The following is a 16,158-nucleotide window of genomic DNA, read 5'->3' on the forward strand; positions in this document are numbered from 1 at the left end:
AATTAACGCGATAATCCGGCCCCTTGCCCTCTGTGGGGCAAGGAAAGGCAACTCACGGTAGTTCAAGGTCAATCAGATCGACTGCGGCGCGACCGAAGTGACGGTCGTCGCAGGTCGCCGGTACGCCCGGGCGTTAGATAGCGTCCGCTGTTCGAATACCTCCCTCGTGGTGATAGCCGTCCAGCGCAAGTTCGTCGTGTGTGCCAGCACGCACACAGACGCTCGCTTGCGACGGTCCGTGCTCCGCTTCGTTCTGACGACGCCGGAACGGTTACCTCGCGGGCCGCCTCGATGGAAGCCCCTTGGACGACGTCTTGCAGGAAGCCCCGCGAGGCCGGGTTGCCGCCGTATTCACTAAAGGAGAAGTCCATGGGGAAACTCGACCTTTCGCGTCGCAGTTTTCTGAAGGCCAGCGTGTTGGCGGGCGTGTCGGTGTATATCGCGCCGATGGGCAGCCGCGCATTCGCTGCGTTGTTCGAAGAGAAAATCCTGACGCCCGTGCAGTGGGATGCGGTCAACGGTCAGGCGAAATTCCGCATCGACGGGATCGCCAAGGTCACCGGCTCGAAAGTGTTCGCGCGCGACATTCGCGCCGCCGACATGCCGCACTGGCCGCAGCAGCAATCGCACGCTTTCATTCTGCGCACGACGCAAGCCGACCGCAGCTACGAAGGCTTCGACCTGTCGCTGCTCGGCGACGAACTGAAGCCGGACCGCGTGATCACCGCCGCCGATCTGGCGCGCGACGGCCTGATCTTCCCGGCTTTCTACGGCGACGACATGCTGTTGCCGCCGGGCAAGACGCCGGCGTATCTCGGCCAGGCGGTGGCGATCCTGATCTATCACGACTTCGCGCGCTTCCGCTTCGCAAAAGACAAGCTGAAGTTTCAGGATCAGATCATCCGTTACGGAGCGTCGACCGGCGCGCTCGAACGCGATCCGTGGGGCACGTTCCGTTTCGTGCGGGTCGGCGGCAAGACGCCGTACGACGACGACACCTTCTCCAGTCTCAAAGATGCGCCTGTTTTCCCGAGCATGATGCGCAAGCACCAGCCGGTGTGGCCGGACGGCCTCGAACACGGCAAGCTCGACGAGCAGGGCATGTTCCACGCCGCGCGCATCCAGCAGGAACTCGATCAGCCGTTGGCGGACTGGCTGGTGATGGAGCGCGAGTACAACACGCAGTCGATCGACACGGCCGCGCTCGAGCCCGACAACGCGAACTGCTGGTACGACGCGGCGACGCAATCGCTGCATATGGTCGTGCCGACCCAGGCGCCGTCGGAAGTGGCCGACAGCGCGGCCGAGATGGTCGCGAAGTGCGCATTCCCGGTAAAGCATCTGTTCCTCCATCCGTGTTACACGGTGGGCTACGGTTCCAAGGATCACTTCAACGTGCCGTTCTACGGCCTCGTTTGCGCGATGTATGCCGACGGCCGTCCCGTGCGCCTCGCCAACGATCGCTACGAGCAGTTCCAGACTTCGTTGAAGCGCCACGCGTTCAGGATGAACTACCGCATCGCCGTCGATAAAAAAACCGGCCTGCTGCAATCGTTCAAGGCGCAGATGGAAGCGAACGGCGGCGGGCGCTGCAACTTCTCGCCGTCGGTGGCAATGGTCGGCGCAACAGCCGCGCAGTCGATCTATTACTTCCCGAAGAACGATCTGTCGGCGGTGGCGATTGCTTCGCGCGCGATCGACGCGGGTTCCGCACGCGGCTACGGCACGCTGCAGAGCATGGCCGCGACCGAGATGATGATCGATGAAATCGCCGCGCAGCTCGAACTCGATCCGATCGAGTTCCGCCTGAAAAATGCGCTACGTTCCGGCATGAAGAACACGCAAGGCGCAGTGCCGGCCGGCGCGATTCGCGTCGACGATGTGCTGAACAAAGCGAAGCTGCATCCGCTGTGGACGAACCGCGCGAAGCGCAAGGCCGAGTTCGAAGCGGCGCATCCGGGCAAGCGTTACGGCGTCGGCTTCGCGTGCGTGCAGAAGGACTTCGGCACCGGCGCGGAGACTTCGTTCGCGAAGGTCGAATTCGGTACCGACGGCAAGATCAGCCTGCAACACACGGCCGCCGAAATCGGCACCGGCATGTCGACCTCGCAGGCCGTCGCGGTGGCGAAATGGCTCGGCAAGCCGGCCACCGACGTACACGTCGCCATCACCGACTGGCCCGATCTGCCCGTGGTGACGAGCGGCGATCCGTACATGATGTCGCAAGCCGATCAGGACAAACTCGCGGCAAATCCGCGCTGGTCGCCGGGTTACGCGTCGCCCTCGAGCGCGACGAATTCCGCTTACTACTTCACGCACAGCACGCGCGAAGCGGCGCGCGTCGTGTTCACGCACGGTCTGTGGCCGGCGGCCATGTCGATCTGGAGCCAGGGCATTGGCGGCGGCCAGGCCGCGCCATTGCTGGTGCGTATCGAAGACGCGCGCTGGGTTGACGGCAAGCTCTCCGCGGCAGGCCTCGAAGCGCTGCCGTTCGAACAGCTCGCGAAGAAGGCGCACGAACTCGGACTCGTGACCGGCGCGACCGTGCACGTGTTCAACCGGTGGCAGTGGACCGAAGCGGACTTCGAGATCGACGGCAGCATCGAGCGCTGGTCGCTCGACGGGCTCGCGGTGCGCTACGGCGACAGCGCGTCGGCCGATAAGCAGAAGACGCAGACCACGCCGAATCGCTATCGCGTGCTGGATCGTCAGCGTGTGTTTATTCCGCCGGTCCAGCGCAACAACGCGGCCGTGACGTACTACAGCGCGGTCGGCACGCTGGTCGAACTGTCGGTGCATGAAGCAAGCGGCAAGGTCGATCTGCTCGCGCATCACTCGATCATGGAATGCGGCAATCAGATCTCGCCACAACTCGTGTCCGGCCAGCTGCAAGGCGGTCTGGCGATGGGCATCGGCCACGCGCTGCATGAATATCTGCCGCTCTACGAAGACGGCCCCGGCAACGGTACGTGGAACTTCAATCGTTACCACCTGCCGCGCGCGACGGACGTCGCCGTCTGGACGCAGACCGGCGAAGTGCTGCCGCCGCTGACCGAGACCGATCCGCCGAAGGGCATTGCCGAAGTGGTGATGATTCCCGTGGTCGGCGCCATCGTGAACGGGATCGCGCACGCGATCGGACATCGCTTTACCGACCTGCCGGTCACCCCGCAACGTATTCAGGAGGTGCTCGCATGACGGCCCCTAATCAAACCAACGCAAATGTCGCTAGTGGCGCGGTGAGCGCTGCTGCAGCAAGCGGCGCTTCCGCAAGCAGCGCTTACGCCGCCTCTGCAAGCGGCTCTTCTGCCACTCAGGCGAGCGGCGTCGCCGCGGCTTCGGCTGCCGTCGCTGCCAGCGCGCCTGCGGGTGCGTCCGCAGCCAGCTCGGTCGAGCGGCCGCTGACGCAATTCCGCTCGATGCCGCTGTCGATCAAGGTGAACGGCGAGATCGTCGGCCCGACCGATGTGCCCGCCGGCCTGATGATGATCGACTATCTGCACGAGTATCTTCACTTGACCGGCTCGCGCCTCGGCTGCGGCCAAGGTGTTTGCCACGCGTGCGTGGTAATCGTCGACAAACCGGACGGCAGCAGCGAAGAAGTGCGCACCTGCATCACCGGCGCGAATTTTTTTCACGGCAAGTCCATTCGCACGATCGAAGGCCACGCGAAGCGCAACGAAGCCGGCGAGGTCGTCGAACTGGCGCCGATCCAGCAGAAGTTCCTCGAGCACTTCAGTTTTCAGTGCGGCTATTGCACGCCGGGCTTCGTCAATGCGGCAACCGTGTTGATCGAACGCCTGAAGCGTCAGCCGGTCGCCAAAGACAAAGTCGAGGAAACCATTACCGAAGCGTTGAACGATCACATCTGCCGCTGCACGGGCTACGTGCGCTACTACGAAGCCGTGAAGGAAGTCGTGCTGACGACGCCGGGCCTCGTAAAGGACGCCACACAATGAGGCGACCCATGACCTTGCGCCGCACGCTCTTGCTGCTCGGTACGGTGCTCACGCTGAGCGCGTGCGGCGGTAAGCACGACGACTCCGCCGCACTGGCCGCGGCCGCCGCATTGGGACCGCAAGCCACCGCCGCCGATCCACTCGCGCGCGGCCGCTACCTCGTCAAAGCCGCCGATTGCGCCGCCTGCCACACCACGGCAGACGGCGCGCCGTTCGCCGGCGGCGTGAAGCTCGCTTCGCCGTTCGGCACCTTCTACGGCACGAACATCACGCCGGACAAGGACCACGGTATCGGCAACTGGAGCGCGGACGACCTGTACAAGGCCCTGCACGATGGCGTCGCGCCGGGCAAGCAGCTCTATCCGGCCATGCCGTACACCTCGTACCGCCGGCTGTCGCGGGCGGACAGCGATGCGATCTACGCGTACCTGATGGCGCAGAAGCCGGCCGCGGTGGCGAACCACGAGCCCGAACTGTCGTTCCCGTTCACGCTGCGTTTCGGCGTGCGTTTCTGGAACTGGATGTTCCTGGAAGACGCGTTGCCGGATGCGTCGACGGGACAGACGGCGCAGTGGAATCGCGGACGCTATCTGGCGAGCGCGCTCGGTCATTGCACCGAGTGTCATACGCCGCGCGGCACGTTCGGCCAGCTCGACGGCGCAAAGCCGTTGACCGGCGCGGCGCTCGGCCGGATCGCGGCGCCGGATATCACGCCGCATGGTCTCGCGGCTCGCGGCTGGACCGCAGCCGATTTGCAGACGTTCTTCGCCACCGGCATCGCGCCGCAGGGCTCGGCATTTGGCGAGATGTATCCCGTGGTGCATCTGAGCAGCCAGTACCTGACGCATGACGACTTGCGCGCGATCTCGACCTACCTGCTCGGCGACCAGGCCCCCGCGCCGCAACCGCTGCAGCCGGTTTCCGCGGATGCCGCTCAGCTCGAAGCAGGGCGCAACGTGTATCTGGGCGTGTGCGCGGGCTGTCACGGATTGAACGGCGAGGGCAAGCCACATGTCGCCGTGCCGATGCACGGCAATTCGACGCTGCGTCAAAGCGATGCCCACAATCTGATTGCGGCGATGCTCGACGGCATCGGCGCGCAGGATTTTCCGGGCCTCGAACGGATGCAGGAGATGCCCGGCTTCGCCACGCAACTCAGCGATATGGAACTCGCGCAACTCGCCAATTATCTGCGTACGACGTGGGGCGGCCAGCCTGCCGATGTGACGGCGGATGCGGTGAAAGCACTGCGTTGAACCGTTGATGTGCTTCCGGCACCTACCGTCAGGGCGCTGGGCGCAGGCATTCAAAGAAACCGACGCTTCGGGTGGTTAAGGGCGTCGGTTTTTGCTTGCGCCGCTTCGGTCATCGTGCCTCCTCCTGGAGTCGCGCAATGAACTCGCGCGCCACGGTCTGCTCAAATGGTATCGCGCCGCTGCCGGTTAGCGGCGCGCGTTACGTTACGCCGTAGGCAAGGCAGATTCCTTTCTCGGAGACTTCATGAGCAATCGCGCGACGGAGATCCTTCCGCATCATAGTTACGTTTATTCGCTGGGCGCGCCGCTCGCCTGCGTGCAAGGCACGATCAGCAAGGTGTTCGCCAGTCCGGAAAATCACAACGGCGCCAATCACCAGCACTTCGTCATCAAGATCGACACTGTGGTGAAGTTCGAAGGCGGTATGGAAAATCTCGTGGGCACCGAGGTCTTCGTCGCCGTGCGGTTCGGCGACAACGAGGGCCTCGCGCATGAGATCCCCAACCTGCAGGCAGGCCAGCCGATCGAAGCCCAGGGCGAGTACATCCCCGACGCCAAAGCCTATCCCACCGAAGACAATCGCAATCCCGTTCTGCCGGTACTGCACTTCACGCATCACCCGGTCGGTTACGTGAAATACCAGGGGCAGTACTACAGCTAGCCCTGTCCGGTCGCGCCGGACGGACGCCGTTCCGTCCGAGCGCCGCCACGACTCTCACTCCACACCCACGGTCGCCACCCGCTGACGATTCAAGTTTCCATGCCACTCTGCCGTTAATGCAAACGTAATCGCGCGCTTGCCGAGGTGGGGCCGTAGGTGCCTGTTGCATGACTTGCAAACGCGCACCCGATCCGCCGCAGTACACGAAACGCGGTTCTGCAAAACCGGATTTGCGACGGCCACGCGGATGCCTGACGGGCACGCGCCGCGCGTTCACGTTGCATGCGCAACGTTATCCGCAATACCCAGCGTAAGGTTTGTATCAAAGTATGTGGCTCGACGCGTTTTGTATAAAACGCACTTTACAATTCCGCTTGAATTTTAATCGGCAATCTGGCCCTTTCCGCGGAAGATCGGCTGTTTCGGCGGCCGCCATGGGCGCGTCCCAAGTGTTCGACAGCTTGTGAAGGCGAGGGGTTGGGTTGGTCGGCAAGGCGAGGGCGAGCGCCGCACGAGGCGGCTTTGTCGTGTCGCGGGGAAAGCAGCGCGCCGTCCGGGCGTGCGCGTCGCTTGCGACAAGGCAACATCCAGCTCGCCAATGAACGAGGCAGGAGTCGAACAAGATGGGAAAGCGCTTCGACAGAACAATGATGGCCAGTCTGGCTGGCGTATGGGTCGCGCTGGCGGTCAGCGGGTGTGCGAATGTGGGCCAGCAGGGCGCGCAGACAGGCGCGGCAGCGGGCGCAGCGCCCGCGTCCGGTGCGCTGGCGGCAACCGCGCCGGCCTCCGATGCGACAGCGGTTGCACCGCCAGGCATCAACGCCGACGGGAGCGCGCTGCTCAAGAATTCGCCGCCGCTCGTGTATCGCGTCAAACGTGGCGACAGCCTGGCGCGCATCGCGCAGCATCATCATTGCAGCGTGAAGCAGTTGCAGGCCTGGAACGGATTGAAGGCGTCCTCGCGGTTGAAGTTGGGACAGGTCTTGCACGTCGCATCGCCGGAAACGGTGCGGGCGGTGAATGCGGCCAATGCCGCCAATGCAGCAGCGAAAGCCGCAGCGGCGTCTGCATCGAGTGCTTCGGTCGCGGCGCGGCAGCCGGCGTTGCCGTCGGGCGCTACGCAGTTACCGTCGCAAGCCGCGCAGACCGCGCAGACCGCGCAGACCGCGCAAGCCCCGCAGTCGCCGGCGCCTAGCTCCGCTGAAGCACGCGAAGTGGCGCATCAAACCGCACGGCACGCGAACGGCGTAGCGCTGGCCTGGCCCGCGGGCGGGCGGGTGGTCGAGGGATTCCAGCCGGGCGAAACACGCGGCATCGAAATCGGCGGCAGGCCGGGCGACCCCGTGCGGGCCGCGGCCGACGGCAAGGTGATGTACGCCGGCACAGGCCTGAACAGCTACGGCAGTCTGATCATCGTCCAGCACAACAAGGACTTTCTGACCGCCTACTCGCACAACCGCAAGCTGCTTGTCAAAACCGGCGATATCGTCATGCAGGGGCAGCAGATCGCGGAGATGGGCGACGAAAAGAACTCGCGCGTTTCCGTGGGTTTCGAGTTGCGCCGCGACGGCAAGCCGATCGATCCGATGCCGTACCTTCCGCAAGGACGCGGCTAGGCGCGCGCCTTCAATCCAGCCACAGCAGCGCCGCGGCGACGATCGCTTCCGGCGCGTCTTCCTGCATCAGATGGCCGGCTTTCGGCACCGCCTGAAAGCGCGCTTCCGGTATGGCCGCGGCCAGTTGACGGCCGCGCGCCAGTGGAATCCACTGGTCTTCTTCGCCCCACAGAATTTGCACCGGGCAACGTAGCTGCGCATAGCGCGCTTCGACCTCGTCGGTGTAGCGCTGATCCATTTGCGCAATCTGCCGATAGAACGCGGCCTGGCCGGTTGCGCCGAGCCATGGCGTTACATAGGGCGCGAGTTCGTCGTCCGGAATCTCGCGCGCGATCGCGCCGCGCACATACGCTTTCACCACCGCCTCGTGAATGTACGGCGGCAGTCCGGCAAACGCGTCGCCCTGATCGCGCACATGCCGCACGAATGGCGAACCCCATGGCGCGACCGCGACCGGATCGATCAGCGTGAGGCTGCGGTAGTCGCAGCCATCGATCAGATGTGCACGCAATGAAGTCGCGCCGCCGAAATCGTGCGCGATGACGTCCGGGCTTGTCAGTTGCCAATGCGCGAGCAATTCCGCCAGCAAGGCGTTCTGCACGCCGAGCGAGACGTCCGCGCCGTCGCGCTGTTCGGATTGCCCGTAGCCAAGCAGATCGTAGTAATACACGGTGCGTGTCTGGGCGAGATGCGGTGCAATGCGATGCCACACATACGAAGAAAACGGCGTGCCGTGAACAAGCACCAGCGGCGGACCATTGCCCGTCACGTTGAAACGCACGGCTTGATCGCGGAAGGCATAGCTTTCGGGGAGCGGCCAGATTTGCATGGCGATGAGCGTCGCAAGAAGGTCTGCCTACCTTAGCAGGGCTTCGTGAAGCATGCTGACCGGCTTTTCGTAGCTCCCGTTGAAGATCTCCCGCAGAAGCTCACCTTTGTTTTATTCAGCAAAACCAGGCAAATTCAGCCATGACTAGATCGCGCACTCGTTTCAATCGCAAACAAGCGAGGCCGGCAACACGCACTTTTACGAATCGCGCATAAATTGGCCTGAAACAAGGCCTCGTTGTGTTGGACGTATTCGAAAAGCCTGGTAATCGCGCCGGCTGCGCACCCATACCGGCATCGCGCAAACAAGGCACGATGGGTCGAAACGCGCGCTTTCAATGGTGAGGAAATTCGGGAGCCGAGGCGGGTTGAACGCAACGCGCCACACGATCATGCCGAGGGCAAAGTGCGAGCAACGCGCGAACAAAGCGCGGCCGAAACTCGCACCACACGAGCGCACCAGGCCGCGCGCAGCCGGCTACTTCGATTCGTACCCGCGCAACAACTGCGACACCTGGCCATGGTGATGCAGGATCGCCGGATCGGCCTGCAATAGCGGCAGATAGCGTGGCAAAAAAGTATTGTTCGGCTGGTCGGGCGAGAAAAGTCCCGTCACCGCTTCGGCCGCGGCGATGCGGTCGGCGGCTTCGGCTTCCTTATCGTCGAGAATTTCGTCGACGTTCGCAATGACCGTCGAGAGCGCCGCGAGCCAGCGGAACCCCGACCCGTTGATGAGCACCTGCAGGAAAGCTGCCGGTGTGACCGGGCCAAATTCCTTTTCGTACACGGCACGTTCGTGATCGAGAATGGCTTTGTGCAGCGCCAACAGCGGCCGGCGAATGTCCGAGAGGAATTGAGTGCATTGCGAGTCGTCCATGTGTGCTGCTCCTTCGGATAGTCAGACCGGATCCATGCTAACAAAATCGCCCGGCATTGATTCAATTAGATTCACTGGCGTGTATAGAGGCCGATCATCAAGGCCGATGCGCCGATCGTCTGCCATCGATTAAAAACACCTTTCAACCGCGCACTCAGCACCCGTGAAATGCCTTGGGCTGACCGCAGTGTGCAGCCACGAGGCGAATTTTTTAATGCGCGTCTACAATTCGCCGGTCAGTATCGGCAGGTTCGCGCCCATGCATTTATCGCGGTTTTCAAGGACCGGAAAAACACCACACGTATTAGTCCAGTCAGTCGAATAAACGCGGTGAGTCTTTATGTTTTGGTCCGACGTCTCTGTCTAAACAGCTTGATAAACAATAAACCCCACTCGGAGCCGCTCCATGACAACGCTGAATATCAATGGCCAGACGCACACCGTCGACGCGCCGCCCGACATGCCTCTCTTGTGGGTCTTGCGCGATATCGTCGGCCTGACCGGCACGAAGTTCGGTTGCGGCATTGCCCAATGCGGCGCGTGTACCGTGCACCTCGACGGCGTGGCGGTGCGCTCGTGCGTATTGCCGGCAGCAGCCGTCGGCGATAAAAAGATCACGACGATCGAAGCGGTGGGCAGCACGCCGGCCGGTCAGAAGGTGCAGCAGGCCTGGCGTCAACTGGACGTGGTGCAATGCGGCTACTGTCAGTCGGGGCAGGTCATGTCGGCGGCGTCGCTGCTGGCAGGCAATCCCAATCCTACCGATGCGGATATCGACGCCGCCATGGCCGGCAATATCTGCCGCTGTGGAACCTACAACCGTATCCGCGCGGCGATCAAGCAAGCCGCCAAGGGGGCTTGATATGTCCCAGGGATTGCTTGGTTCACAAAACGGCACGCACGAGTCGAAGGCCGGCGCGCGCGCCGCAGCCGGCTTTTCACGCCGCAGCTTTCTGAAGTTCGGCGTGACGGTCGGCGCGGCGGCGGGCGGCGGTCTGCTGCTCGGCTTTAGCATGCCGGCCGCGAGCCAGGATCAGAAGGCCGGCAAGTCGGTGATCGGCGGCGACGGCGTAGAAACGCCGCAAAGCGGCGTGTTCGCGCCGAACGCGTTCATCCAGATCGATACCGCGGGCAAGGTCACGCTCGTGATTCCGAAGGTGGAGATGGGCCAGGGCGTCTACACGTCGATTCCGATGCTCATCGCCGAAGAACTCGAAGTGCCGCTCGACACGATCACCATCGATCACGCGCCGCCGAACGAAAAGCTCTTCATGGATCCGCTGCTCGGCGGCCAGCTCACGGGCGGCTCGACCTCGATCCGCTATGCGTGGGAGCCGATGCGCAAAGCGGGCGCCGCTGCGCGCACCATTCTGATCAGCGCGGCGGCGCAGCAATGGCAGGTCGATCCGGCAAGCTGCCATGCGCAGGCCGGACAGGTGATTCACGAGGCCAGCAAGCGCAGCATCGGTTACGGTCAGCTGGTGACGGCAGCTGCCGGTCTGCCCGCGCCGCAGAACGTCAAGCTCAAGGACCCGAAGGACTTCAAGCTGATTGGTACGGCGGTTAAGCGCCTCGATTCGCCGGAGAAGGTGGACGGCACCGCGATGTTCGGTCTCGACGTGCGCGTGCCCGACATGGTCTACGCGGCGATTGCAAACTGCCCGGTGTTCGGCGGCACGCTTGCCAGCGTCGATGACACCAACGCGAAGAAAATCCCCGGCGTGCGCCAGGTCATCAAGATCGACAACGCGGTCGCGGTGATCGGCGACCACACGTGGGCCGCCAAACGCGGCGTGCAGGCGCTCGTCATCAAATGGAACGAAGGGGCGGGCGCGAACCTGTCGATGAAGCAGATCGTCGACGATCTCGCCAATGCCTCGCAGCGCGACGGCGCGGTGGCGCGTAAAGATGGCGACGTCGGCAATGCGTTCTCCAATGCAAAGACACGCGTCGACGCCGTGTATCAGCAGCCGTTTCTCGCGCACGCCACCATGGAGCCCATCAACTGCACGGTGCATGTGCGTTCCGACGGCTGCGATGTCTGGCTCGGCTCGCAGGTGCCGACGCGCGTGGTGGATGCCGCCGCGGCGGTCACGGGTTTGCCCGCCGACAAGATCGTCGTCCACAACCATCTGATCGGCGGCGGCTTCGGCCGGCGGCTCGAATTCGACATGGTCACGCAAGCCGTGAAGGTGGCCAAGCAAGTGTCGACGCCGGTGAAAGTGGTCTGGACACGGGAGGAAGACATTCAGCACGACATGTACCGCCCGTATTACTACGACAAGATTTCGGCCGGCCTCGATGCGAATGGCAAACCGGTCGCATGGCAGCACCGGATTGTCGGCTCCTCGATACTGGCGCGATTCGCGCCGCCCGCGTTCAAGAACGGCATCGATCCGGACGCGGTCGAGGTCGCGTCGGACTTGCCGTACGACTTGCCCAACCAGTTGATCGACTACGTTCGCCAGGAACCGCGCACGGTGCCCACCGCATTCTGGCGCGGCGTGGGACCGACGCGCGGGACCTTCGTGGTGGAGAGTTTCATCGACGAACTCGCGGCGCAGGCGAAAGTCGATCCTGTCAAATACCGTCAGGACCTGCTCGGCAAGACGCCGCGCGCGCTCAACGTGCTCAACGTCGCCACCCAGGCCGCGAACTGGGGCAGCGCCGTGCCGAAGGGCCAAGGGCGCGGCGTGTCGGTCATGCACGCGTTCGGCAGTTTCTTTGCGATGGTGGTGGACGTCGCGGTGGAGCAGGGCGAGGTGGCGGTCAAGCACGTAACGTGTGCGGTCGATTGCGGCATGGTGGTCAATCCGAACACGGTCGAGGCGCAAGTGCAGGGCGGCATCATCTTCGGCATCACGGCGGCGCTCTACAGCGAGATCACAATCAAGGACGGCCGCGTCGAGCAGAACAATTTCACCGATTACCGGATGCTGCGGATCGATCAGACACCGCCTATCGATGTGCATATCGTGAAGAGCAGCGAGGCGCCCGGCGGCATCGGCGAACCCGGCACGGCCGCGCTCGCGCCCGCGCTGACCAACGCGATTTATGCGGCCACCGGCAAGCGGCTGCGGCAATTGCCGGTCGGCAGCCAACTGCAAACCGTCTGAACGGAGCCCGACATGAAAAACACACTGAAGGGTTTCGGAGCGGCGTTGTGCGTGACGCTGCCGTTGTTCGCGCAGACTCCGGCGCGAGCGGCGGATCAGGCGTTGGTGCAACGCGGCGCTTATCTGGCGAAGGTCGGCGATTGCGTCGCCTGTCATACGGCGCCGAAGGGCAAGCCCTTCGCGGGCGGCCTGCCGATGACCACGCCGATGGGCCAGATCTACACCACCAACATCACGCCGGACCCGCAGACCGGCATTGGCGGCTATACGGAAGAGGACTTCGCGCGGGCGATGCGCGAAGGCGTGGCGAAAGACGGCCACAACCTCTATCCGGCGATGCCGTATCCGTCGTACGCCAAGGTCAACGACGACGACATGAAAGCGCTGTACGCGTATTTCATGAGCGGCGTGGCGCCGGTGCAGCAGGCGAATCGCGAGCCGGACATCAAGTGGCCGTTGAACATGCGCTGGCCGCTGAAGTTCTGGAACATGGTGTTCCTGGATAAAGGCGTCTATCAGGACAAGCCGGGCAAGGACGTCGCGTGGAATCGGGGCGCGTATCTGATTCAGGGGCTCGGGCACTGCGGATCGTGCCATACGCCGCGTGGCATCGCGTTTCAGGAAAAGGCGCTGGATGAAAGCGGCAGCGCGTTCCTGACCGGTGGCGTGCTCGACGGCTGGTTCGCGGCGAACCTCACCGGCGAGCAGAACGTGGGTCTGGGCCGCTGGAACGATCAGGACTTGCAGGCGTTTCTGAAGACCGGCGCGAATCGCCATGCCTCCGCATTCGGTTCGATGACCAGCGTGATCAACAACAGCACGCAGGGCATGAACGATACGGATATCGCTGCGATGTCGACGTATCTGAAGTCGCTGCCGCCGTCGGGGGGCAACGGTGCGCCGCCTTATAAGTACGATCCGCAGGCGACGAAGGTGTCGTTGAACCGTCCCGCGAACGATGCCGGCGCGCGCGTCTATACGGCGTATTGCATGCACTGCCACGGTGTCGATGGACGCGGCTTCGCGCCGATGCTCGCGCCGTTGTCCGGCAATCCGAACGTATTGGAGAAGGATCCGTCGTCGCTGATCAACGCGACGTTGAACGGCACCGAGGACCTGGTGATCGGCGGCATTCCCGCGCCGTATCCGATGCCGAAGTACGCGCCGGTGCTCAACGACCAGCAGATCGCGGATGTGCTGACCTTCGTGCGCGCCGGATGGAACAACGGCGCGTCGGCGGTGACGGCGGACGACGTGGCGAAGTTGCGCAAGTCCACGCACGCGGCTCGCTAGTTCTGCGGGGCTGGCGATAAAAAAAACGGCGACAGCCAGTGGTCAGTCGCGCGCGTGGGAATCGCGAGGCGACGTGGAGCGTGCAGTATTTGCTGGACGAGCTGGCGCACGAGCCGCACGATATGATGCGCAAGTATCGTGCGGCTTTTGCTGGAGGGCGGGGTGTTGCATGGGACAAGAATGGGACGTTCAATCAACACCGCGCGATTCCGGTCACCGACGTGGCATCGTGGATCAAGGCAAACCTTACTTCGGGCCGTAGCGAGTAATCGTGAGTCCGACCGTCCAGGCAAACGGCATCGACGACAGCTTTCCCGAACACAAAGCCCGACCCCGGCGATGGGGAAGGGCTCCCGTATTCCGTACTGACTTCTACCGAATTCTGCTCGGCGACGTCGTCGTGTGAAAGCAATGCAGCAGGTGGCCGAAGTTGCTGGTCAGCCTTCGCTGCTGCGGAGAATCTGTCGCTGCGGATGAGCCGTCGTTCAGACCGCCATCCCGGGTCGTTTCTGCGCGAGCAATCGCAGCGACACATGGTGCGCGCGCTGCGGCAAACCTAAGAGCGCTGCATGCTCGCCAGGCGCCTCGTGCGCGAAACGCCATGCCGTCGACGCAGACCGCGAGGCCCGGCGTCATGGAACGACTCACTGTCAGATCCGCGCGTAGATCGAACTGCCGATCGTCAGCGAAGTTGCCGTGGTCGACGCGAAACGGATCTCATAGAGGTCGCGTCCAAAATTGCCCGGCACCTTGATCGACATGCCGCCGAGCGTATCACTCAGCGGCACGATCAGTTGATAGCGAAGATCATCGTTGCCGTACAGCACGTAGCCCGGGAGTTCGGCGAGTGTCGCGAAGAACGCCGGCGGATTGCCAAGAACGACAATCGGCACGGCGCTCGGCGCATCGTTGGTCAACGTCCATTGTGTGCCAACGCGTTGCTGCCACGCGCTGTCGAGCGCCGCCAGCGGGGCGAGTTGCTGGCCGACCGGCAGCGTCAGATACGCGTAGCCCGCGCCCGGCACGACCCGCTTCATCAGATAGCGATAGTTGAACGCGTTTCCTTCGCTGTCGTTGCCCGACACGACTGCGAAGCGATACGACGCCGAATCGCTATCGCTCCACCACCAGCCGTCGCTGCGGTACTGGTACCCGCCGATCTTCGCCCAGCCTCGCGTAGCAGCGTCCCACTGGTTGATCTGCAGGCTACCATCCGCGTTGGCGAGCACTTGATACGGCAAATCCGAACTGCCGTAGATGCCCGCGCCGCTCGCAATGCCCGGCCCCGAAGCGACCGGCGGCGCCGTGGTGCCAAGCTTCGCCGGCAGCGACGAAATCGTGCCGTCTTCCTTCAACGCCGACAGCACCAGCGTTTCGGCAATCGCCCGGGCGTTGTAGCCCGCATTGCCGGTCACCAGCAGCGCGAACTGCGAGTTGGGCACCACGAAAAATTCGGTCGAGTAGAACGCAGTGCCGCCGTCTTTTTCCCAGCCGAGCACGCCCGCGGCGTCGAGCGCCGGCTGCACCACGGAGTCCCAGCCGAGACCCCAGCGCCACTCCGGCGACGGGTTGATCGTCAGGTTTTTTGTCTGATCCATGCCCATCTGCGCGATGCCCGCTGCAGACACAATGCGCTGTCCCTGGAACACGCCACCGCCGTAGATCATCTGCGCGAGATTCATCATGTCGGCGGGCGTCGAACTCAGTCCGCCGGTCGCGTACGCATTGACGAATTCCTGATGCTGCGTGCCGTTCACGTACGGCAGTGAGAACGATCCTCCGGACGGCACGCTCGTCAGATAGCTGGACTGGGTCATCTTCAGCGGCGCGAGAATAGCCGACTGGACGAAGTCCGCGAAGCTCTGGCCCGTCATGGCGAGCACGATCTGCTCGACCATCGTGAAGCCGTCGTTGCAATAGACGGCCAACTCACCCGGCAGATGCTTCAGGTGCGAGTTGGCGAGTTCGGCTTGCGTGTCGGCGGCGTATCCGGCAACCGGCTCAAACGTGAAGAGATTGCGCCCATTCGTGCCGGGCAGACCGGATGCATGCGACAGCAGATGACGCGTGGTGATCTGCGCGTATTCCGGCGACAGCATCGTGAAGGTCGGTAGATATTTGACGATCGGCGTGTCGAGCGTGATCCGACCGCGATCGACGAGGATCGTCGCCGCCAGTGCCGCGAACAACTTACTGACCGAGCCGATGTTAAAGCGCGTTTGCGGCGTTGCCTTGATCTGCCCCGGCACCGACGCCAACCCGAAGGCCTGCTGCCAGACCACGGTGTTGCCCTTGACCATCGCGATCGAGATCGCGGCGACGGGATTCGACGGATCGCTGACGGCCTGCTGGATCATCTGCTGACCGAGCGCAATGGTCTGCTGATACGCCGTCGACTGGATGTCGCCGTTGCCGCAGCCGGGTAGCACCGCCGCGAGCATCCCGGCGCCGGTGTAGCCGAGAAATTGCCGTCGGCCTACGCTGAAAAGAACCTCGTGATTGCGATCGCACTTGGTCACGGCATTCCCTTTTCTCTGGTTATCAGGATCTGC

General features: G+C 63.4%; 11 protein-coding genes and 1 pseudogene. 9 read left to right on the forward strand and 3 right to left on the reverse strand.

Annotated features, from left to right (window positions below):
* The first annotated feature begins 369 nt into the window (after positions 1-369).
* From B0G80_RS28670 to B0G80_RS28690, 5 genes are all read left to right on the forward strand, one after another.
* Positions 370-3,198, forward strand: a complete 2,829-nt coding sequence (locus tag B0G80_RS28670) for a xanthine dehydrogenase family protein molybdopterin-binding subunit (RefSeq protein ID WP_116121376.1) — start codon at positions 370-372, stop codon at positions 3,196-3,198.
* Positions 3,195-3,959, forward strand: a complete 765-nt coding sequence (locus B0G80_RS28675; RefSeq protein WP_116121377.1) for a (2Fe-2S)-binding protein — start codon at positions 3,195-3,197, stop codon at positions 3,957-3,959. The genes B0G80_RS28670 and B0G80_RS28675 overlap by 4 nt, the downstream gene beginning before the upstream one ends.
* Positions 3,960-3,967: 8 nt before the next feature.
* On the forward strand, positions 3,968-5,215 hold the full coding sequence (locus tag B0G80_RS28680) for a cytochrome c (RefSeq protein ID WP_258879061.1): 1,248 nt from the start codon (positions 3,968-3,970) through the stop codon (positions 5,213-5,215).
* Positions 5,216-5,459: 244 nt separating this feature from the next.
* Positions 5,460-5,876 (forward strand): hypothetical protein, encoded by a 417-nt coding sequence (locus B0G80_RS28685; protein WP_116121379.1) that lies wholly within the window; start codon positions 5,460-5,462, stop codon positions 5,874-5,876.
* 623 nt (positions 5,877-6,499) lie between these two features.
* Positions 6,500-7,492 (forward strand): peptidoglycan DD-metalloendopeptidase family protein, encoded by a 993-nt coding sequence (locus tag B0G80_RS28690; protein ID WP_116121380.1) that lies wholly within the window; start codon positions 6,500-6,502, stop codon positions 7,490-7,492.
* A 10-nt stretch (positions 7,493-7,502) separates the two neighbouring features.
* On the opposite strand, the gene B0G80_RS28695 is transcribed toward B0G80_RS28690, so the two are convergent.
* Both B0G80_RS28695 and B0G80_RS28700 read right to left on the reverse strand, forming a co-directional pair.
* On the reverse strand, positions 7,503-8,321 hold the full coding sequence (locus B0G80_RS28695) for an alpha/beta fold hydrolase (protein WP_116121381.1): 819 nt from the start codon (positions 8,319-8,321) through the stop codon (positions 7,503-7,505).
* Positions 8,322-8,798: 477 nt separating this feature from the next.
* Positions 8,799-9,197 (reverse strand): hypothetical protein, encoded by a 399-nt coding sequence (locus tag B0G80_RS28700; protein WP_106280784.1) that lies wholly within the window; start codon positions 9,195-9,197, stop codon positions 8,799-8,801.
* Positions 9,198-9,603: 406 nt separating this feature from the next.
* Here B0G80_RS28700 and B0G80_RS28705 point away from each other — a divergent pair, with 406 nt between their 5' ends.
* The 4 genes and pseudogenes from B0G80_RS28705 to B0G80_RS28720 form a co-directional block, all read left to right on the forward strand.
* On the forward strand, positions 9,604-10,059 hold the full coding sequence (locus B0G80_RS28705; protein WP_106280786.1) for a (2Fe-2S)-binding protein: 456 nt from the start codon (positions 9,604-9,606) through the stop codon (positions 10,057-10,059).
* 1 nt (position 10,060) lies between these two features.
* Positions 10,061-12,313, forward strand: a complete 2,253-nt coding sequence (locus tag B0G80_RS28710; protein ID WP_116121382.1) for a xanthine dehydrogenase family protein molybdopterin-binding subunit — start codon at positions 10,061-10,063, stop codon at positions 12,311-12,313.
* A gap of 12 nt (positions 12,314-12,325) precedes the next feature.
* Positions 12,326-13,606, forward strand: a complete 1,281-nt coding sequence (locus B0G80_RS28715; protein ID WP_116121383.1) for a cytochrome c — start codon at positions 12,326-12,328, stop codon at positions 13,604-13,606.
* A 74-nt stretch (positions 13,607-13,680) separates the two neighbouring features.
* Positions 13,681-13,875: pseudogene (locus tag B0G80_RS28720) on the forward strand (aromatic alcohol reductase); the annotation flags it as partial.
* A gap of 381 nt (positions 13,876-14,256) precedes the next feature.
* Here B0G80_RS28720 and B0G80_RS28725 read toward each other — a convergent pair.
* Positions 14,257-16,125, reverse strand: a complete 1,869-nt coding sequence (locus B0G80_RS28725) for a serine hydrolase domain-containing protein (protein ID WP_408968338.1) — start codon at positions 16,123-16,125, stop codon at positions 14,257-14,259.
* Positions 16,126-16,158: the final 33 nt, after the last annotated feature.

Source organism: Paraburkholderia sp. BL6669N2 (assembly GCF_003387275.1).
Lineage (GTDB): Bacteria > Pseudomonadota > Gammaproteobacteria > Burkholderiales > Burkholderiaceae > Paraburkholderia.